21 protein-coding genes are annotated in these 17,554 nt (G+C 64.0%); 6 read left to right on the top strand and 15 right to left on the bottom strand.

Annotation, left to right across the window (positions count from 1 at the left end):
- Positions 1-45: 45 nt before the first annotated feature.
- The 3 genes from BUA69_RS07205 to BUA69_RS07195 form a co-directional block, all read right to left on the bottom strand.
- Positions 46-1,137 carry a 5-(carboxyamino)imidazole ribonucleotide synthase gene (locus BUA69_RS07205; protein WP_280136796.1) on the bottom strand — a complete coding sequence of 364 codons (1,092 nt, stop codon included), beginning with the start codon at positions 1,135-1,137 and terminating at the stop codon, positions 46-48.
- Positions 1,138-1,140: 3 nt separating this feature from the next.
- Positions 1,141-1,632 carry a 5-(carboxyamino)imidazole ribonucleotide mutase gene (gene purE / locus BUA69_RS07200; protein ID WP_046133677.1) on the bottom strand — a complete coding sequence of 164 codons (492 nt, stop codon included), beginning with the start codon at positions 1,630-1,632 and terminating at the stop codon, positions 1,141-1,143.
- A 75-nt stretch (positions 1,633-1,707) separates the two neighbouring features.
- On the bottom strand, positions 1,708-1,923 hold the full coding sequence (locus tag BUA69_RS07195) for a YdcH family protein (protein WP_178371393.1): 216 nt from the start codon (positions 1,921-1,923) through the stop codon (positions 1,708-1,710).
- A gap of 153 nt (positions 1,924-2,076) precedes the next feature.
- Here BUA69_RS07195 and BUA69_RS20585 point away from each other — a divergent pair, with 153 nt between their 5' ends.
- Positions 2,077-2,250, top strand: a complete 174-nt coding sequence (locus BUA69_RS20585) for a YdcH family protein (protein ID WP_160300085.1) — start codon at positions 2,077-2,079, stop codon at positions 2,248-2,250.
- A 211-nt stretch (positions 2,251-2,461) separates the two neighbouring features.
- Here the strand turns inward: BUA69_RS20585 and BUA69_RS07185 are convergent, their stop codons facing one another.
- The 4 genes from BUA69_RS07185 to BUA69_RS07170 all read right to left on the bottom strand — a co-directional run bounded on the left by BUA69_RS07185 (position 2,462) and on the right by BUA69_RS07170 (position 7,049).
- On the bottom strand, positions 2,462-3,220 hold the full coding sequence (locus BUA69_RS07185) for a sulfite exporter TauE/SafE family protein (RefSeq protein ID WP_046133678.1): 759 nt from the start codon (positions 3,218-3,220) through the stop codon (positions 2,462-2,464).
- Positions 3,221-3,280: 60 nt separating this feature from the next.
- Positions 3,281-5,140, bottom strand: a complete 1,860-nt coding sequence (locus BUA69_RS07180; protein WP_046133679.1) for a monovalent cation:proton antiporter-2 (CPA2) family protein — start codon at positions 5,138-5,140, stop codon at positions 3,281-3,283.
- A gap of 36 nt (positions 5,141-5,176) precedes the next feature.
- On the bottom strand, positions 5,177-5,911 hold the full coding sequence (locus tag BUA69_RS07175; RefSeq protein WP_046133680.1) for a DUF1013 domain-containing protein: 735 nt from the start codon (positions 5,909-5,911) through the stop codon (positions 5,177-5,179).
- A 124-nt stretch (positions 5,912-6,035) separates the two neighbouring features.
- The gene (locus BUA69_RS07170) at positions 6,036-7,049 is read right to left on the bottom strand and encodes an NAD(P)H-quinone oxidoreductase (RefSeq protein ID WP_046133681.1); all 1,014 of its coding nucleotides are present in this window, start codon (positions 7,047-7,049) and stop codon (positions 6,036-6,038) included.
- Between the two features lie 76 nt (positions 7,050-7,125).
- Here BUA69_RS07170 and BUA69_RS07165 point away from each other — a divergent pair, with 76 nt between their 5' ends.
- Both BUA69_RS07165 and rcdA read left to right on the top strand, forming a co-directional pair.
- The gene (locus tag BUA69_RS07165; RefSeq protein ID WP_046133682.1) at positions 7,126-7,308 is read left to right on the top strand and encodes a DUF1192 domain-containing protein; all 183 of its coding nucleotides are present in this window, start codon (positions 7,126-7,128) and stop codon (positions 7,306-7,308) included.
- A gap of 316 nt (positions 7,309-7,624) precedes the next feature.
- Complete coding sequence (rcdA, locus tag BUA69_RS07160) at positions 7,625-8,143, top strand: protease adaptor protein RcdA (RefSeq protein WP_280136797.1); 519 nt, start codon at positions 7,625-7,627, stop codon at positions 8,141-8,143.
- Between the two features lie 28 nt (positions 8,144-8,171).
- Here the strand turns inward: rcdA and BUA69_RS07155 are convergent, their stop codons facing one another.
- Both BUA69_RS07155 and rpmE read right to left on the bottom strand, forming a co-directional pair.
- On the bottom strand, positions 8,172-8,492 hold the full coding sequence (locus tag BUA69_RS07155; RefSeq protein ID WP_046133683.1) for a YnfA family protein: 321 nt from the start codon (positions 8,490-8,492) through the stop codon (positions 8,172-8,174).
- 74 nt (positions 8,493-8,566) lie between these two features.
- Complete coding sequence (gene rpmE, locus BUA69_RS07150; RefSeq protein ID WP_046133684.1) at positions 8,567-8,788, bottom strand: 50S ribosomal protein L31; 222 nt, start codon at positions 8,786-8,788, stop codon at positions 8,567-8,569.
- A gap of 224 nt (positions 8,789-9,012) precedes the next feature.
- Between rpmE and BUA69_RS07145 the strand changes: the two genes are divergently transcribed.
- The gene (locus BUA69_RS07145) at positions 9,013-10,830 is read left to right on the top strand and encodes an ABC transporter transmembrane domain-containing protein (RefSeq protein ID WP_052950338.1); all 1,818 of its coding nucleotides are present in this window, start codon (positions 9,013-9,015) and stop codon (positions 10,828-10,830) included.
- Between the two features lie 123 nt (positions 10,831-10,953).
- Here the strand turns inward: BUA69_RS07145 and BUA69_RS07140 are convergent, their stop codons facing one another.
- Genes BUA69_RS07140 through BUA69_RS07130 form a run of 3 tightly spaced genes read right to left on the bottom strand, consistent with a single transcriptional unit; the run spans position 10,954 to position 13,341 of the window.
- Positions 10,954-11,262 carry a GIY-YIG nuclease family protein gene (locus tag BUA69_RS07140; protein ID WP_046133685.1) on the bottom strand — a complete coding sequence of 103 codons (309 nt, stop codon included), beginning with the start codon at positions 11,260-11,262 and terminating at the stop codon, positions 10,954-10,956.
- A gap of 54 nt (positions 11,263-11,316) precedes the next feature.
- Positions 11,317-12,342, bottom strand: coding sequence for a peptidoglycan -binding protein (locus BUA69_RS07135; RefSeq protein ID WP_046133686.1), 1,026 nt, complete (start codon positions 12,340-12,342; stop codon positions 11,317-11,319).
- A 3-nt stretch (positions 12,343-12,345) separates the two neighbouring features.
- Complete coding sequence (locus BUA69_RS07130) at positions 12,346-13,341, bottom strand: hypothetical protein (protein ID WP_046133687.1); 996 nt, start codon at positions 13,339-13,341, stop codon at positions 12,346-12,348.
- A 255-nt stretch (positions 13,342-13,596) separates the two neighbouring features.
- Here BUA69_RS07130 and BUA69_RS07125 point away from each other — a divergent pair, with 255 nt between their 5' ends.
- Both BUA69_RS07125 and BUA69_RS07120 read left to right on the top strand, forming a co-directional pair.
- Positions 13,597-14,457, top strand: coding sequence for an AraC family transcriptional regulator (locus BUA69_RS07125; RefSeq protein WP_046133688.1), 861 nt, complete (start codon positions 13,597-13,599; stop codon positions 14,455-14,457).
- Positions 14,454-14,876, top strand: a complete 423-nt coding sequence (locus BUA69_RS07120; protein ID WP_046133689.1) for a DUF1801 domain-containing protein — start codon at positions 14,454-14,456, stop codon at positions 14,874-14,876. Before BUA69_RS07125 ends, BUA69_RS07120 begins: the two co-directional genes overlap by 4 nt.
- Positions 14,877-14,925: 49 nt before the next feature.
- On the opposite strand, the gene BUA69_RS07115 is transcribed toward BUA69_RS07120, so the two are convergent.
- The 3 genes from BUA69_RS07115 to BUA69_RS07105 form a co-directional block, all read right to left on the bottom strand.
- Entirely contained in the window at positions 14,926-15,720 is a 795-nt protein-coding gene (locus tag BUA69_RS07115; protein WP_046133690.1) for an inositol monophosphatase family protein, read from the bottom strand.
- 2 nt (positions 15,721-15,722) lie between these two features.
- The gene (gene efp, locus BUA69_RS07110) at positions 15,723-16,289 is read right to left on the bottom strand and encodes an elongation factor P (RefSeq protein ID WP_046133691.1); all 567 of its coding nucleotides are present in this window, start codon (positions 16,287-16,289) and stop codon (positions 15,723-15,725) included.
- A 126-nt stretch (positions 16,290-16,415) separates the two neighbouring features.
- Positions 16,416-17,552 (bottom strand): tetratricopeptide repeat protein, encoded by a 1,137-nt coding sequence (locus tag BUA69_RS07105; protein ID WP_052950339.1) that lies wholly within the window; start codon positions 17,550-17,552, stop codon positions 16,416-16,418.
- Positions 17,553-17,554: the final 2 nt, after the last annotated feature.

Here is a 17,554-nt window from a genome sequence, read left to right as displayed (position 1 = left end):
AGGGGGAGGGGGCGATAGGGCGGCGGCGCTGGTGAGCGTTGCCGTCTAAGTCTTGGCGGTGATGCGGTTGATGTGGGCCATCTTGCGGCCGGGGCGGGCTTCGGATTTGCCGTAGAGGTGGGGCTGGGTGGCGCCGGTCAGGGCAGCGGGGATGGAGAGGACCTCATCGCCGATGAGATTTTCCATGACCACGTCGGCCATGCGGGTGGTGTCGCCCAGCGGCCAGCCGAGGACGGCCCGGATATGCTGCTCGAACTGATCGGTGAGGCAGACGGCCTCGGTCCAGTGGCCGGAATTGTGCACGCGGGGCGCGATTTCGTTGACCAGCAGGCTCGGCCGTTCGGTGCCGGGCACCACGAAGAACTCGACACCCAGAACCCCGACATAGTCGAGCGCCACGACAATGACCTTGGCCAGCATGGCGGCATGCTTGGCAATGCCCGGCGGGATATCGCCCGGCACGGTCGAGGTGAACAGGATGTGGTGGCGGTGAACATTTTCGGCGGGATCGAAGGCGCGGACTTCGCCGGCGACATTGCGGGCGACGACGACGGAGATTTCCTTGTCGAAGGGCACGAAGGCTTCGAGCACCAGCGGCTTGGGGCTGAGCGCGTCAAAGGCGGCAGCGGCTTCATCGGGCTGGCGGATGATGCGCTGGCCCTTGCCGTCATAGCCAAGGCGGGTGGTCTTGAGCACGGCAGGCAGGCCGAGCTCGGCAATGGCGGTGTCGAGCTCGGCTGTCGAGGTTACGGCCCGATAGGGCGCGACGGGAATGTTCTTGGCGGCGAGGAAGGCCTTCTCGGCCAGCCGGTCCTGCGAGATGGCCAGGGCATTGGCGCCGGGGCGCAGCGGCTTGCGGGCGGCGAGAAACTCGGCGGTGGCGGCCGGGACGTTCTCGAACTCATAGGTGATGACATCGACAGCATCGGCAAAGGCGGCGAGCGCTGCCTCGTCGTCATAGGCGGCGACGGTCTTGTGCGGGGTGACCTCGAAGGCGGGGCTGTCGGGATCGGGGCAATAGATGTGGCTGCGCATGCCAAGCCTGGCAGCAGCAAGCGCCAGCATGCGGCCAAGCTGACCGCCGCCCAGAATGCCGATCATGGTGCCCGGAGGCAGCGGAGAAATATCGTGGGGCACGCGCTACTCGGTATCGGTCGGGAACATGGGGACGGAGGCGGTCTGCTGGGCGCGATAGGCATCGAGCCGATCGGCCAGGTCATCGTCGTTGAGCGCCAGCACGGCGGCGGCGAGCAGGGCGGCATTGATGGCGCCGGGCTCGCCAATGGCCAGGGTGCCGACAGGAATGCCGCCGGGCATCTGCACGATGGAGAGCAGGCTATCCTGGCCGCTGAGCGCCTTGGACCGGACCGGCACGCCAAAGACCGGCAGCGGGGTCATGGCGGCGATCATGCCTGGCAGGTGGGCGGCACCGCCAGCCCCGGCAATGATGATCTGAAAGCCCTCGGCTCGGGCATTGGTGGCAAAGTCCACCATGCGCTCGGGGGTGCGATGGGCGGAGACAATCCGCGCTTCATACTCGATTTCGAGCGTTTCGAGCGTCTCGGCGGCGAGGCGCATGGTGGGCCAGTCCGACTGGCTACCCATGACAATGGCGACGACTGGCTTGAGCATGGCGGCGATTCCCTCGTCTCTCCGCAAAGCGCGCAATTAGCCCAATTGTCGCCACAACTCAAGCCGGCGAAAGGCTCAGGCGATGATGTCGGGGATCAGAATCGTCTCGAGCTGGACGATGCGGTCCTTGAGCGTGAGCTTGCGCTTCTTGAGCCGCTGGATGAGCATCTGGTCGGCCACCCGGGAGCTGGTCAGCGTGTGGATTGCGGCGTCGAGATCGGCGTGTTCCTGGCGTTTTGTTGCCAGTTCCAGACCCAGGCCAGCTTCTTGTTCTTTGGTCAACGGCAGCATGCGTTCAGGTGTCCCGCCAAGCCAGATCGTCACACTTGGTTAGCCGATCACCGGGCCATTTGCACCAGATTTTCACGACAGCGTGCAACAGTGTCGACAACGCATGAAATATTTGTGACGATGCTCCTGTCCACGAAGGTTAAAGGAGTTGTCATGACGACTGAAGGCCACATCGCGGCGCTTGAACGGCGCCATCAGGAATTGGATCGTCAAATCCAGTCCGCGCTGCAAAGCACCCGATACGACGACCTTACGGTGAGCGCGCTCAAGCGCAAAAAGCTCGAAATCAAGGACGAACTCGTTCGATATGGCGGCGCTTCGGCGTAACAAGAAAAGCGGCAAGAATTTCCCGGAAAGGGAAGAGGCCACGGCATTTGCCGGGGCCTTTTTTATTGCCGGTGGGGACGCGATGCGCCTGCCGGGGTGAGAAAGGCGGGTGCTGAGGCTGCGGTGGCGGTCGGACACGGGGTGAAGGCAGAAAACTGGATCCCGGCTTTCGCCGGGATGACGTTCCGTGGGGGGCGAGGGGGCTCGTGGGCTAGAGGCCAAAGACGCCGCGGGCGCCGTCCCAGATGAGTTTGAGGGCGAGGAAGAACACCAGCCAATAGGCGATGCGGTAGAAATATTTGGCGGAGATACGGCGGACCAGGAAGATGCCGAGCAGGACCCCGCCAATGCCGACCGGAACCAGCGCGGCCGACAATGCCAGATTGTGGGCCGAGAGCTGGCCGAGGAAGAAATAGGGGATCAGCTTGGCGGTGTTGACGATGGCAAAGAAGAAGGCCGCGGTACCGGCATAGAGCGCGGGGGGTAAACGCTGGGGCAGCACGTAGATCTGGAAGGGTGGGCCACCGGTATGGCTGACAAAGCTGGTGAAGCCGGCAAAGGCGCCCCAGAACCGGCCCCAGGGCCTTGAGGGCGGCAGGCCTTCAAGGCGCTTGCGCAGCGGCAGGATGGCATCGAGCACGAAAAGCAGGGTGATGATGCCGACGAAGAGCAGCACCATGGCATCGGATACAAAGGCCCAGAGCGCCCAGCCGATCAGCGTGCCGATGGCCGCTCCGGGCAGCATGATCCGCAGAATGTCCCAGCTGACCTCCTTGCGATAGGCGTAGACGGCAAAGGCATCCATGGCGAGCAGCACGGGCAGCATCATGCCGGCGGCGTCGCGGGCCGGCATGACCAAAGCCAGCAGCGGTACGCCGACGACGCCCAGACTGCCCAGAAGGCCAGCCTTGGACAGGCCGACGATCAGCACCGCGATCACGGCGACCGTGACAAAATAGGGATCAAACATAAGGCTGAGAGTCCGAATGACAGGGGCAGGCGGGCCGGCGCAGGGCCGGTGGCAATAGGGTCAATCCGAGCGCGGCGCGGGCGGCTTGTCAACCGGCAGGTGGGGCGGGGTCTCGATGTCGGAGGTCATGGCTTCATCGAGCAGGGCCATGGACTGGCGCACCATCCCGACATAGGCGTCTTCGTCGCCGCGGACGGCGAAGGACTCGTGCAGCAGCTGATTGTCATGGGCCTCGAACGCCTTGCCGAGGGCGATGGCATGCTCTTCGTCATAGCCCAGCTTGGTCAGCGCCTTGGTGCCGAGGCGGATGGCCGAGAGGAAGGTCTCGCGCTCGAAAGTATCGACGCCCAAGGCCATCAGTTCATGGGCATGGCCGCGGTCAACGGCGCGCGCGGCAATGGCGACGTGGGGGAAATGGCGGCGCAGGTGGCGGGCAATGGTCAGGATGCGTTCGCTGCCGCCCACGGCGATCACCACCAGCTGGGCCTGGGCGATCCCCGCGGCATGCAGCATCTCGATGCGGGAGCCATCGCCGTAATAGACCTTGACCCCGAAGCGTCGCACCAGATCGATCTGGGCGGGGTCGTCGTCGATCAGGGTCATCTGGAAACCCTGGGCGCGCAGCATACGGGTGATGATCTGGCCGAAGCGGCCATAGCCGAGAACGACGATCTTCTGGCGGGTATGGATGGGTTCGGAGGGCGCCGGCTGGCGCCGGGCATCGAGGCGCGGCGCCACCAGCTTGTCGAATGCGAAGATCAGCAGGGGTGTCGTGGCCATGGAGAGGGCAACGCCGACGCTCAGCACGTCGAATTCGGGGCCCTGCAGCGCCCCGGCGGAGCGGGCAAATTGCAGCACCACGAAAGCGAACTCGCCGGCCTGACTCAGCAGGATCGCCAGCAACAGGCGGTCGGCCAGGTGCATGCGGAAAAACGCGCTGAGCGCCATCAGGACGATGATCTTGAGGGTAACCAGGCCAATAACCAGCGCCAGCAGCTCGGCTGGTTGCGAGAACAGCACCGAAAAGGCAATCGACATGCCAACGGAGATGAAGAACAGCCCGAGCAGCAGGCCCTTGAACGGCTCGAGATTGCTGTGCAGCTCGTGGCGGTACTCGCTATCGGCGAGCAGGACGCCGCCGATAAAGGCGCCAAGGGCCGGGGAAAGGCCGATGAACTGGGTCAGGAGTGCCGCACCGACGACGATGGCAAGACCAACGGCGGTGAAGGCCTCGCGCAGGCCGGTGCGGGCGACATAGTCGAGCAGCGGGCGAACCAGATAGCGACCGCCGGCCAGCGCGCCAGCGAAGACGCCGAGCACGATCAGTGGCGTCAGCCAATCGGTGGGATTGTCCAGCGCCGAAACGGCCTGGCTCAACTCGGCGTCGAGCCGGGCCGAGGAGCCGATGGTGGCCAGAATCGGGATGGCGGCGAGGATGGGAATGACCGCCACATCCTGCACCAGCAGGATGGCAAGGCCGGCGCGGCCGGTATCGGTGCGGGTAATGTTGCGCTGCTCGATCACCTGCATGGCAATGGCCGTCGAGGACATGGCGAGGGCCATGCCGATAATGATGGCATTGTTCCAGGACAGGCCGGTGAAGTGCAGCACCGCCGCGATCAGGGCAGTGGTGACCACCACCTGGGTGACGCCCAGGCCCAGCACCTTGTGGCGCATGCGCCAGATTTCGGAGGGTTGCAGATCCAGCCCGATGAGAAACAGCATCATGACGATGCCGAATTCGGAGACGTGGCGGATGACTTCGGTGTCGGACACCAGGCGCAGGCCATAGGGCCCGATCAGAACGCCTGCGGCGAGATAGCCAAGGACGGTGCCCAGGCCCGCAGCCTTGAACAGCGGGACCAGCGCAATGCTGGCGGCAAGAAGTACGAAAATGGCCAGCAGGAGGTTGTCTTCCAATTCTTCCCCTACTGGCCGTGTCTGGTTGGTGGCCGCTTAGTTGTCGGTGTCGCTCTTGATCGACTTCAGCTTGGCGAACACCGAGTCGGCGTCGAACTCGTCAGGCTGTTCGGGGCGGTGGTGACCATGGGAATCGTCGCCGAAATCGGCCACGTCCGCATCGGCATGCGCCCGGCCACCGGCGCGGGCCATGGCTTCTTCGGCGGTCATCAGGGTCGTGCCTTCTTCGGCCTCGTCCGGGCCAACGGAGCCCTTGGAAGCGCGCTTGACCTCAAGGTCGAGATCGATCTGGCTGCACAGGCCCAGCGTCACCGGGTCCATGGCGGTCAGGTTGGCGGCGTTCCAGTGGGTGCTTTCGCGGACCGAATCGATGGTCGATTTGGTGGTGCCGACCAGACGCATGATCTGGGCGTCCTTGAGCTCTGGATGATTGCGCACCAGCCACTTGATGGCATTGGGGCGCTCGTTGCGGCGCGAAATCGGGGTATAGCGCGGGCCCTTGCGCTTGGCGGCAGCAACGCGAACCTTGGGGTCGGAGAGCTTGAGGCGATAATTGGGATCGGCTTCGGCCTTCTCGATCTCCTCGCGGGTGAGCTGGCCGTTCTGGATGGGGTTCACACCCATGATGCCGCCAGCGACGTCGCCATCGGCAATGCCCTGAACTTCAAGCGGGTGAAGCGTGCAGAAGGCGGCGATCTGCTCGAATGACAGCGCAGTGTTGTCGACGAGCCAAACAGCGGTCGCCTTGGGCATCAACAGGGGCTGGGTCATGGTAAATCTCTCCTGCAGGCGCGGCCGGTTTTCCTCCGGACCGCTCCGCCTCTTTGCTTCATGCTGAGGGGGAACAGCCCCCAATATATGGGTTTGATGGTCAAACCGCAATGGATTTGTAACGCTAACGTGCGGCACCGAACGGGGTGACCAGCACGATCTTGCCGGTATGGCTGCGCGTTTCCATGGCCCGATGGGCCGCGGCGGCATCGGCGAGGGGGAAGAGGGTGGTGCCGGGGCGGACGAAGTTCGCGTCGGCGAGGGCCGGCATGAGATCGGTGCGGATGCGGGTGGCAATGGCCGCCTTGGTGGCTGGTGTCTGGGGACGCAGGGTCGATCCGGAGAGGGTCAATTGCCTGGCCATCATCATGCGCAGCGAGACATTGGCGCTGGGGCCTTCCAGGGTCGAGACCTGGACGATGTGACCGCCAATGGCCGAGGCCTTGATGTTGGTCTCGGTCATGGTCCCGCCGATGATATCGAGGACGCGATCGACGCCGCGACCATCGGTCAGCGCCAGGACGGTGGCCAGAATATCCTGGCTGGTGCGCTCGATGGTGGCGATGGCGCCCAGGCGCGTGGCGTAATGGGCCTTGGTGGCGTTGGAGACGACGCCGATGGCGCTGGCGCCCAGAATGGTTGATATCTGGATGGCGGCGCCACCTATGCCGCCGGATGCGCCATGCACGAGGACGGTCATGCCGCGTTCCAGCCCGGCGCGCATGACGAGGGTTTGCGTGACCGTGAACCAGGTTTCGGGCAGGGCGGCGGCTTCGGGCAGGGTCCAGCCGGCAGGAATGGGCAGTACCTGGCCAAAGGGCACGGCAACGTATTCGGCATAGCCGCCGCCATTGGTCAGCGCCATGACCTGATCGCCAATGGCCAGGCCGGTGGTGGCATCGCCCAGGGCGACGATCTCGCCCGAGACTTCCAGGCCGGGGAGAGGCGAGGCGCCGGGCGGGGGCGCATAATGGCCGCGGCGTTGTGCCAGATCGGGTCCATTGACGCCGGCTGCGGCCACGCGGATCAGCACGTCGCCCGGACCCCAGTCCGGCACCAGTTCGGTCCGGGGTTCCAGGGATTCGGGGCCACCGGGGGTAGTAATGGCGACGGCGGTCATGTGCAGGGGGATGTTCATGCAACCATGCTGGCGCAAGCGACTTTGCTCTGCAAGGGTCGCGCGCTAGACTATTGGACTGAGCAAGGAGGCTGCAATGGACGACGACGAGATCGGCAAGCCCAAGGGCCATGAAGTCGGCATGATGCTCGATGCGATGTCGGTCGAGGAACTGGAAGAGCGGATTGCCATGCTGGAGCGGGAAATCGTCCGGCTGCGCAGCGCGATCGAGGCGCGCAAGCAGACCCGCAACGTGGCCGATGCGCTGTTCAAAATCTGAGGCAGGAAAGACACGCCGGCGCGCAAAGCTTCGGCAGGGTTAAGAAAGTGCCTCCTGTTAATATGCAATTAGGGTTTGGGCGGTAAGGTCTGGTTATTCAGAGTTTTCTGGATTTTGCAGAGTGGTTTCTCCCTCTGTTTGACGCCTCCCTGTTAACTTCGAGAGCCGTTTATACGGCTCTTTTTTTGTCTTCAGGAATGGCAACTTGCGCCCTAGATGGCTGATCTTAAAGATGTTTTCAGGTTGTTATCGGGCCATGGGTGACGCGCGGGACGAACGCGCCTAGACTGACACGTGCAAGATAATTGGAGGCGTCGTGGCCGAAACCGGTGAAACAGGGCAGGCGATTTCGATCGGGCCGCGGATCGTGGCATCGGGCGGTTTCGACATGCTCTACCGCGAAGGCATGACGCTGATCGAAGAGGTCGCATCCTATCTCGATGGCGACGGGCGCGCCGATAGCCGCCTGCTGCCGCGCGAGGCCTCGTTTCTCTACGCCACCGAATCCATGCGCCTGACGACGCGGCTGATGCAACTGGCCTCCTGGCTCCTGCTGCAGCGGGCGGTCAATGAGGGCGAGATCACGCCGGAAAATGCCCGCTCGGAAAAAGAGAAGGTCAAATTCTCGGCAACGCCATCGGAGCGCGGCGGGCCGGGTTATGAACACCTGCCGGACATGCTGCGCGGCTACATCGACAAGGGCGACCGCCTGTTCGACCGGGTGATGCAGTTCGATACGCTGGAGCGCGGCAAGCTGCCGGAGCGCGATGCCGGCGTGGCCAATGGCATTGCCGACCAGCTGTCGCGGCTCAAGGCTGCCTTCGGCCGGCCCTGATGATGAATGTCAGCGCGTTCACGTGGGCCTAGGCACTGCGCGGGCCGAAGAAGATAATTGCGGCGCCGGCCAGGCAGATGGCGGCGCCCAGCAGATCCCAGAGATCGGGGCGGATGCGCTCCACGCCGAGCATGAACAGCACCGAGGCGGCGACATAAATGCCACCATAGGCGGCAAAGGCGCGGCCGGCGCAGTCGGTACCGGTCAGGGTCAAGAGCCAGGCGAAGGCGCCAAGGGCGATAATGGCGGGCAGCCAGAGCCAGACCTGATGGGTGCGCAGCGCCTGCCAGACCAGATAGCAGCCAGCAATCTCAAAAGCAGCGGCGGCGACAAACAGCCCATAGCGCATTGGCGGTCCTCTGGGGCAGGGCAACAAAAAGCCCGGCACAGAGGCCGGGCTTTTCGAAACTGAAGCGGACTGGCTTAGATGCCGAGGCCCTTGAAGCGCTCCTTGAAGCGCGAAACACGGCCACCGCGATCGAGCAGCTGGCCCGTGCCGCCGGTCCATGCCGGGTGAGTCTTGGAATCGATGTCCAGCTGAAGGGTGTCGCCTTCCTTGCCGTAAGTCGACTTGGTCTGGTACTTGGTGCCGTCGGTCATGACCACATTGATCAGGTGGTAGTCCGGATGGATATCGTTCTTCATCGTCAGGCCTCAAATCAAACGGGCGACAGGGCGCCCGGAGAGCATGGAAACTGGTGTTGGGGCGCTTATTACCCAATGCGCGCCCAAACCGCAAGGGCGCGTGACCGGCTATTTTGTCCCGGACAAAGCGGTTGCGGCAACAAGTGGCAGTGCATATGTATCGGGCCACAACCATGGCCCGGCCTTTGCGCAGGCCGCATCCATCAGGATGGCATTACCAAGCCATGACAGACCAAGCCGTCGCAGTCGAGACCAATCCCGAAAACATCATCCCCAGCGGGGACGCAGGCCGGCCACAGCTGAGCCCATTGCGGCGATTGCTGCCGTTCGTGCTGCGCTATCCGGTCCGATTGGCGCTGACCGTGGTGTTCATGCTGGTTTCGACCGGCGCATCGCTGGCTATTCCGGCATTGCTGGGGGGCGTGGTCGACCAGGGGTTCGTGGCGCAGAACCTCGATAACATTACCCGCTATGGCTGGCTGATCATGATCATCGCCGCAGTGATGGCGGTGGGCAGTGGCGCCCGATTCTACTTCATCTCGGTAATCGGCGAGCGCGTGGTGGCGGATTTGCGCCATGCCGTCTTCGTGCAATTGCTCAGCCTGGATGCGCGGTATTTCGATACGCACCGCGTCGGCGAACTGACCAGCCGCCTCAATGGCGATACCGCGGTGATCCGTGGTGCGGTGGGCTCGAGCGCCTCGCTGGCGCTGCGCTCGCTGGTCACCATTGTCGGCGCCCTGATCATGATGGTGCTGACCAGCCCCATGCTGACGCTGGCGGTGGTGATTGCGGTGCCGGCGATCATTTTCCCGGTGCTGGCGTTTTCGCGGCGGCTGCGCGGCATGTCGCGCCGGACCCAGGACGCGCTGGCCGATCTGTCGGCGATGTCGACGGAATTGCTGGGCGCGACCCGCACGGTCAAGGCGTTCACCCAGGAAGCGGCGCAGGCCGATATCTATGAGCAGCGCAGCGAGGCCAGCTATGCGGCCGAAGTGAAGCGCCTGTTCGCCCGCTCGGCGCTGGTGGCGCTGGTGATGTTCCTGGGCACGGCGGCAATCGTGTTCCTGGTCTGGTGGGGCGCCCGCTCGGTGTTCGACGGCGCTGTGACGGCCGGCCAGCTGGCCCAGTTCATGATCTATGCCCTGATGGCGGCAAGCGCGCTGACCAATGTCAGCGAAGTGCTGGGCACGCTGCAGACCGTGGTCGGCGCGACCGAGCGGCTGATCGAAATTCTCGATACCGAACCGCAGATCAAGGTGGCGGCCCATCCCAAGCCGATGCCGGTGCCGCCGCTGGGGACCGTGGCGTTCGAGGACGTGACGTTCTCCTATCAGGCCAATGGCGAAGAGCCGGTGCTGCGCAATATGAGCTTCATGGTGGGGGCCGGCAAGACCGTGGCGCTGGTTGGCGCTTCGGGCTCGGGCAAGTCGACCGTGCTGTCGCTGCTGCAGCGGTTCTATGATGTCACCAGCGGCGCGATCAAGGTCGATGGGCTGGATGTGCGCGAGGTCAGTCCGCTCGAATTGCGGCAGCGTTTTGCCTATGTCGAGCAGGAGCCGACGATTTTCGCCGGCACGGTGGCGCAGAATATCCGCTTCGGCAAACCCGATGCGAGCGATGCCGAAGTCGAGGCTGCGGCGCGGGCGGCACTGGTGCATGATTTCGTCATGGACCTGCCCGATGGCTATGGCGCCATGGTGGGCGAACGCGGCGTGATGCTCTCGGGCGGCCAGAAGCAGCGCCTGGCGATTGCCCGGGCGATCCTCAAGAATGCGCCGATCCTGCTGCTGGACGAGGCGACGAGCGCGCTGGATGCGCAGAGCGAGCGGCTGGTGCAGATCGCGCTGGAGCATCTGATGCAGGGGCGCACGACGCTGGTGATCGCGCATCGGCTGGCGACCATCCGGGACGCCGATACGATCCTGGTCATGGATAGCGGCCAGATTATCGACCAGGGCACGCATGACCAATTGGTGGCCAAGGGCGGGCGTTATGCCGAACTGGCCAAGCTGCAGTTCCGGATCGATGAAGTCGCGTAGGGCGGGGTCCCTGCGGCGCTGAGACGGCGATTGCCGCCTGCGGGGGAATGACTCCGTGAAAAACACCAGGTCGTTCCCCCACCGAGTCATTCCCGCGCAGGCGGGAATCCATTCTGCTTTTATTCAGTCCAGCCAACCGGCGATGTCGTGAAAGCGGTCCAGCCATTGCGGGTTGGACTCTTCGATCAATCGAACCTTCCAGTCCCGGTTCCACTTCTTGATACGTTTTTCGCGCGTGATGGCGCTGATCGGATCTTCGAACTGTTCGAAATAGACGAGGTCATGCACCGAGTAGCGGTGGGTGAAGCTGTCCAGCAGGTCGTTGCGATGGGTGTAAGCGCGACCGATGAGATTGCCGGTGACGCCGGTGTAGAGCGTGCCGTTCTTGCCGCTGGCGAGAATGTAAACGAAGAAGCGGCCGTTGCTGCTCATGCGTTTGTCCCAAGAATGGATTCCCGCCGGCGTGGGAATGACGCGGTGGGTTGGCTAGCCCTCGGTCAGCTTGAATTCGATGCGGCGGTTGCGGCGGAAGGCTTCTTCGGTGTCGCCGGGGTCGAGGGGGGTAAATTCGCCGAAGCCGGCGGCGATCAGCCGGTTGGGGGAGACGCCGCGCGAGACCAGATATTTGGCGACCGAAATGGCGCGCGAGGCCGAGAGTTCCCAGTTGGAGGGGAACTGGGCGTTGGAAATCGGGCGCTTGTCGGTGTGCCCATCGATGCGCAGCACCCAGTTGATATCCTCGGGAATTTCGGTTTCGAGCTGCAGGATGGCCTCGGCCAGCGCGTCGAGATCGGGCGTGCCTTCGGGCGAGACAATGGCCTGGCCGGGATCAAACAGCACTTCGGACTGGAAGACGAAGCGGTCGCCGACGACGCGGACATCGGCGCGGCCCTCGAGGATTTCGCGCAGGCGGCCGAAGAAGTCGGAGCGATAGCGCGACAGATCCTGCACGCGTTGGGCCAGAGCCAGGTTGAGGCGGCGGCCGAGATCGGCGATCTGGGTACGCGATTCGCTGTCGCGGCTCTCGGAGGCTTCGAGGGCATTTTCCAGCGCCCCGATCTGCGTGCGCAGGGCAGCCAATTGCTGATTGAGCAGCGCGACCTGGGCGTTGGCTTCGTCGGAGAGTTCCTGGGCAGCCAACAAGTCGTTGCTGAGGCCGGCAATGGTTTCGTCCTTGCCGGCAATGCCCGAGCCGATGCCCGCCAGTTGCCCGGTGAGGCTGGCATTGGCGGCTTCGGCGCTGGACAGGGTTGCGGTCAGATTGGCGATGGTGGATTCCAGATCGCTGGAATTGGCGCGCTCCAGTTGCAGCAGGTCGGTCAGCTCGGCAATCTGGCTATTGAGGCGTGACAGGGCGGTGTCCTTGCCCTGGATTTCCTGGCCGAGGAAGAATTGCGTCAGCATGAACAGGCTGAGCATGAAGATGATGACGAGCAGCAGGCTCGACAGGGCGTCGACAAAGCCGGGCCAGTAATTGGTCTCGATCCGGCGGCGGGAGCGGGCGCCCGGCATCGACTAGTTCCGCCGCTCGTTGTCGACTTCGGTCAGCATGGCCTCGATCAGGTCGCGCAGCTTCTTGTTGGTCTCGCCCTGCTCGACGATGTGCCGGCGCAAATCGTCCTGCTCGGTGCGGATATGCTTGACCAGGCCATCGATGCCGCGGGCCAGCTCGGCCATGGCGCGAATGGCGTTCTGGGAGGAACTCTGGTTCTGCATGGTATTGCCGAGGCGGTCGATCATGGCCTGCATGTCGGCGCCCTGCATGCCCATGGAATTGGCCTGCATGGCGGTGACCGGGTGGTCGAGCTCGGTCATCGAGGTCATCCAGTCCTCGAGATCGGTATAGAAGGCATTCTGCGCCTGGCTGGTCTGCAGATCGAGAAAGCCCAGCACGAGCGAGCCGGAGAGGCCGAACAGCGAGGACGAGAAGGCGGTGCCCATGCCGCCCAGCGGGGCCACAAGGCCTTCCTTGAGGTTGGAAAACAACGTCGTGGTATCGCCCGAGGTGACGTCGAGCGCATTGATGACGCCGGCGACGGAGGTCACCGTTTCGAGCAGGCCGTAAAAGGTGCCGAGCAGGCCGAGGAAGACCAGGAGGCCCGTCAGGTAGCGTGAGGTATCCTTAGCCTCGTCGAGCCGGTTGCCGACGCTGTCGAGGATGGAGCGCATCGAGGACGGGGTGATGATCGCCTCGCCGATCCGCTCGCGCAGAATGCCGGCGACGGGGGCGAGCAGAATGGGATTGCGGACATTGGCAACATTGCCGTCCTGCAGGGAATTGACCCATTTGACCTCGGGGAACAGCCGGATGATCTGGCGGAAGCTGAGGAAGATGCCGACGCCCAGGGTGAAGAAGATCATCGAATTGATGAACGGGCTCGCCCAGAAGAAGGTGACGATGGTGGAGGCCAGAATCGCGCCCACCAAGGCCACCAGGATCAGGAAGATGACGATCTTGATGAGGTAAACCGTTGGACTGGCGAGATGGTAGGGATCGTAGCCTTGCGTCATCGTTGCCTTACCTTAGTCCCCCGCGCGCGGGCCAAATCACCGGGCAAGACTAGTCAGAGCCGATTGGCATGACAATCACAAAGGTTAACGTGGCGGCCGCCCAGCGGCGCGCAGACGCAAAAAGGCTGTATCGCGCGGTGAGATGGCGCGACCGATGGCTTCGCGGTGCGCCGCGTGCGCTGATTGCGGACCCAGTTCCGCAGGATTTGTCGGCCGGGGGCGTGCCAGGGTAGCCTGACAGCAGGGAGTTTGCCGATGACCACACACTTATCCCACGATCGCTACAGTGATCGTCTCGACCGGGTGATGGAGCATGTCTATGCCCATCTGGAAGACGAGATTTCCTTCGACCGGCTGGCCGAGGTGGCGTGCCTGTCGCCCTATCACTGGAGCCGGATCTATGCGGCCATGCGGGGGGAAACCATCGCAGCGAGCATCAGGCGATTGCGGCTGCAGCGGGCGGCCGATCGGCTGGCCAATAGCGAACTGGATATTGCCACGGTAGCGGGGCGGGCCGGCTATGGGTCCAGCGACAGTTTCGGTCGGGCCTTCAAGGAGGCCTTTGGCAGCACGCCGGCGGCCTATCGGTCGACAGGGGCACATGTGGCGTTCCAGGCGGCCGGAGCGGCTGGGGATGCCAGTGGGTTTCCAGTGGATATCATGACCCTGCCGGCGCGGCGCTGCGCCGGGATCGACCATCAAGGGTCATATATGGAAATCGACCGGGCGATGGGGAAGCTGTTTGGTGCGCTGGCGGCGCGCAACGCGGTGCCCGTCAATCCGGCGATGATCGGAGTGTTCTTCGATGATCCCGACCTGGGCGATGAGGCGGCGCTGCGATCGCGGGCCTGCCTGCCGGTGGCCGACGCGGTGGTTATCGACGCCCCAATGGTGGAGAGCGTGCTGCGCGGCGGCACCTATGCGCGCCTGCGCTATACCGGTCCCTATGCGGCGATGCGCGGGGCCTATCGCTGGTTCCTCGGCGTGTGGCTGCCCAATTCGGGCTATGAGCCAGACGATGCGCCGATCTTTGAGGCCTATCTCAACGATCCGCGAGATACGCCGCAGGCGGAATTGCGGACCGATATTCACCTGCCGCTGCGGGAAAGGCAGTGAGCGTGCCGGACCTGCCAGCCGAGATCGCCGCTGCCCTGGCGCGCCATCCCCCAGCCGTGCAGGCCCGCTTGCTGGCGGTGCGGGCGCTGATATTTGCGGTGGCCGCAGAGACCGAGGGCGTTGGAGCCCTGAGCGAAACGCTCAAATGGGGGGAGCCGGCTTATCTCACCGCGGCGAGCGGCAGCGGTACGACCATCCGGCTGGGGGTGTCCAAGATGGCGCCGGGGGCGGCGGCTGTGTTCGTCAATTGCCGGACGAGCCTGGTCGATTTCTATCGGGAGCAGTTCGGCGATGTGTTTGAGTTTGAGGGGAATCGCGCGCTGATCGTGCGGGCGGATGGGCCGCTGCCGGCGGTGCCGCTGGGCATTTGCCTGCGGGCGGCACTGCTTTATCACCGGCGACAGCACTCGCGTGGCTGACAAGAAAAAGGCCCCGAAACGGGGCCTTTTTGATTTTAAGCGCGGGGTCTTACTGGACCGAGCGGATTTCCTTGAGCAGGGCGCTTTGCAGGCTCTCATTGCCGGCGACGACCTGGCCGTTCCAGACCGAGCCATTGGTGCCAGCATAGTCGGAGACGAAACCACCGGCTTCCTTGACCATCAGCATGCCCGGGGCCACGTCCCAAGGGGCAAGCCCGGCTTCCCAGACCGCGTCGTAGCGGCCCGAGGCCAGCCAGGCCATGTCCAGGGAGATCGAGCCGGAGCGGCGGATGCCGGCAACGGCTGGATTGATATGGGCCAGCTGGCGCAGCTGCAGGGTGTCATTGGCGGTGCCCTGGGTCTTGATGCCGGTGGCGATCACAGCATCGGCAAGGTGCTTGCGACCGGCAACGCGCAGGCGCTTGCGGTCATTGAGCCAGGTGCCGCCACCCTTTTCGCAGGTATAGAGTTCGTCAAGGATCGGATTGTAGATCACCGAGGCGACGATCTCATTGGCGCGCTCGAGCGCAATGGCGACCGCAAATAACGGGATCGAATGCAGGAAATTGGTGGTGCCATCGAGCGGGTCGATGATCCAGCGGTGCTGACCATCGGTGCCGGCGACTTCGCCGCCTTCTTCCATCAGGAAGGCATAGGTGGGGCGGGCCTTGAGCAGCTCGCTATAGACGATCTGCTCGGCGCGCAGATCGGCCTTGGAGACGAAATCGGCCGGGCCTTTGCGCGAGACCTGCAGGCTTTCGACTTCACCGAAATCCTTGGTGAGCGACTTGCCTGCCTTGAAAGCGGCCTGAACCATGACGTTGAGGATTGCTGAGCGTGCCATGGTCAGTCGGCCCGGCGCATATAGGTGGCTTCGGTGGTGTCGACGAGAATGCGCTCGCCGACGGCAATGAAGGGCGGCACCATGACGCGCAGGCCATTGGCCAGGATTGCCGGCTTGAACTGGCTGGAGACGCTCTGGCCCTTCTGCACGGGATCAACTTCCTTGACTTCGAGCACGACATTGGCCGGGAACTTGATGCCCAACGGGGTGTCTTCGTGCATTTCGAGGGTGATTTTCATGCCGTCCTGCAGGAAGGCGGCGCGCTCGCCGACAAAATCCTTGGCCAGTTCGACCTGCTCGTAATTGTCCTGATCCATGAACACCAGGCTATCGCCCTGCTCATAGAGATAGGTGAAATCGCGGAATTCGAGATCGACCTGCTCGACGGTTTCGGCAGAGCGGAAACGCTCGTTGAGCTTGGTGCCGCCCAGGATGGCCTTGAGCTCGACCTGGGCATAGGCGCCGCCCTTGCCGGGCTTGACGTGATCGACCTTCACCGCGACCCAGAGACGGTCCTGGTGATTGATGACGAAGCCGGGGCGGATTTCGTTGCCGTTGATTTTGGCCATGGTCTCTGTGTTTTCAGGTGAGCTGGGGGAGCAGAACCATCGGCATTGGACAATCGCGCCGCCGCGACTGGACAAAAGGTGGTTCTGGGAGCGTGGGGCGCTTATTGCCCCAGAATGGGGCGCGGTTCAAGGGTCTTGCTTGGGCGGGGTAGAGCGCGTCGCCGGGATCGGCGCGATGGAATTGGACTGCGTCGGTGCAATGACGGCCGCCTCGGGCGCTTCCGCCGCATCGGTGGGAGCCGGCAGAACCGTCTCCGACACGGCTTCGGGCACCGTGGCGGGCGCATCGGGATCGACCGGAACCGGCGGGGTCGATGGCCAGAATCGCGCGCGTTCCTCGGCCTTGGCGAGATCGGCCGGCAGGATCGACACCAGCAGGCGATCCAGGGCGGGATCGCTCAGGCCCTGGCGACGGGCCAGGGCACGCCACATGGCGGCCTCCTGCAGATCGAGGGTAACGCCTTCGCCCGACGCAACCAGCTTGGCATAGCGGTTCTGGGCGACGGCATTGCCGCCTTCGGCCGCGCGGGCATACCAGCGAGCGGCCTCGGTGACGTCCTTTTCGATGCCCTGGCCCATATAGAGCAGGGTGGCATAGTCGATCTGGGCGGCGATCAGGTCCTGCTCGGCGGCGAGGCCAATATAGCGGGCCCCCTCGACCGGATTGGGCGCGACGCCGGCGCCCTCGAGCAGCATGACGCCATAGTCATACTGGGCTTCGGGCAGTTCGGCATCGGCGGCTTCCTTCATCAAGGTCGCGGCGGTGACGAGGCTGGGATCGGCATAGATGCCTTCGACATGCAGCAGCGCCAGATTGTACTTGGCCGGCACATAGCCGCCATCGGCGGCTTTCTTGAACAGTTCGGCGGCACGGGCGCGGTTGCGGGGGACGCCGGCGCCTTCCTGATAGAGCAGGGCCAGTTCGAAGGTGGCGAGCACGTCGCCATTGTTGGACGCCAGTTGATACCAGCCGGCGGCGCGCTGTTCATTCTGCGCCACGCCAAGGCCTTTGGCATAGATTTCGGCAATCAGGGTCTGGGCGGCGGCATCGCCTTTTTCGGCGCGCGGCAAGGCCAGTTCGAGCGCGGTCAGGAAATAGCCGCGCTGGAAGGCGCCGAAAGCCGCATCGGCGGCGACGCGGGGGCCGCCGAAAATCTCATTGCTGATAGCCTCGGCCGGGTTGGCGGCATCCTGCCCGTCCTGCGCCATGGCGCTGGTGGCAAGCAGCAGGGATACGGCCAGCGCCGTGAGCAGACGGGACATCG

The organism is Devosia limi DSM 17137, from assembly GCF_900128975.1.
Classification (GTDB): Bacteria; Pseudomonadota; Alphaproteobacteria; order Rhizobiales; family Devosiaceae; genus Devosia; species Devosia limi.
This window is presented reverse-complemented; position numbering and strand designations above follow the sequence as displayed.

Excerpts from the sequence above, each read along its gene's own strand:
- purE (WP_046133677.1), bottom strand. The coding sequence starts at position 1,632 with ATGCTCAAGCCAGTCGTCGCCATTGTCATGGGTAGCCAGTCGGACTGG.
- BUA69_RS07195 (WP_178371393.1), bottom strand. The coding sequence starts at position 1,923 with ATGCTGCCGTTGACCAAAGAACAAGAAGCTGGCCTGGGTCTGGAACTG.
- BUA69_RS20585 (WP_160300085.1), top strand. The coding sequence starts at position 2,077 with ATGACGACTGAAGGCCACATCGCGGCGCTTGAACGGCGCCATCAGGAA.
- BUA69_RS07185 (WP_046133678.1), bottom strand. The coding sequence starts at position 3,220 with ATGTTTGATCCCTATTTTGTCACGGTCGCCGTGATCGCGGTGCTGATC.
- BUA69_RS07175 (WP_046133680.1), bottom strand. The coding sequence starts at position 5,911 with ATGACCCAGCCCCTGTTGATGCCCAAGGCGACCGCTGTTTGGCTCGTC.
- BUA69_RS07170 (WP_046133681.1), bottom strand. The coding sequence starts at position 7,049 with ATGAACATCCCCCTGCACATGACCGCCGTCGCCATTACTACCCCCGGT.
- BUA69_RS07165 (WP_046133682.1), top strand. The coding sequence starts at position 7,126 with ATGGACGACGACGAGATCGGCAAGCCCAAGGGCCATGAAGTCGGCATG.
- BUA69_RS07155 (WP_046133683.1), bottom strand. The coding sequence starts at position 8,492 with ATGCGCTATGGGCTGTTTGTCGCCGCCGCTGCTTTTGAGATTGCTGGC.
- rpmE (WP_046133684.1), bottom strand. The coding sequence starts at position 8,788 with ATGAAGAACGATATCCATCCGGACTACCACCTGATCAATGTGGTCATG.
- BUA69_RS07145 (WP_052950338.1), top strand. The coding sequence starts at position 9,013 with ATGACAGACCAAGCCGTCGCAGTCGAGACCAATCCCGAAAACATCATC.
- BUA69_RS07140 (WP_046133685.1), bottom strand. The coding sequence starts at position 11,262 with ATGAGCAGCAACGGCCGCTTCTTCGTTTACATTCTCGCCAGCGGCAAG.
- BUA69_RS07135 (WP_046133686.1), bottom strand. The coding sequence starts at position 12,342 with ATGCCGGGCGCCCGCTCCCGCCGCCGGATCGAGACCAATTACTGGCCC.
- BUA69_RS07130 (WP_046133687.1), bottom strand. The coding sequence starts at position 13,341 with ATGACGCAAGGCTACGATCCCTACCATCTCGCCAGTCCAACGGTTTAC.
- BUA69_RS07125 (WP_046133688.1), top strand. The coding sequence starts at position 13,597 with ATGACCACACACTTATCCCACGATCGCTACAGTGATCGTCTCGACCGG.
- BUA69_RS07115 (WP_046133690.1), bottom strand. The coding sequence starts at position 15,720 with ATGGCACGCTCAGCAATCCTCAACGTCATGGTTCAGGCCGCTTTCAAG.
- efp (WP_046133691.1), bottom strand. The coding sequence starts at position 16,289 with ATGGCCAAAATCAACGGCAACGAAATCCGCCCCGGCTTCGTCATCAAT.
- BUA69_RS07105 (WP_052950339.1), bottom strand. The coding sequence starts at position 17,552 with ATGTCCCGTCTGCTCACGGCGCTGGCCGTATCCCTGCTGCTTGCCACC.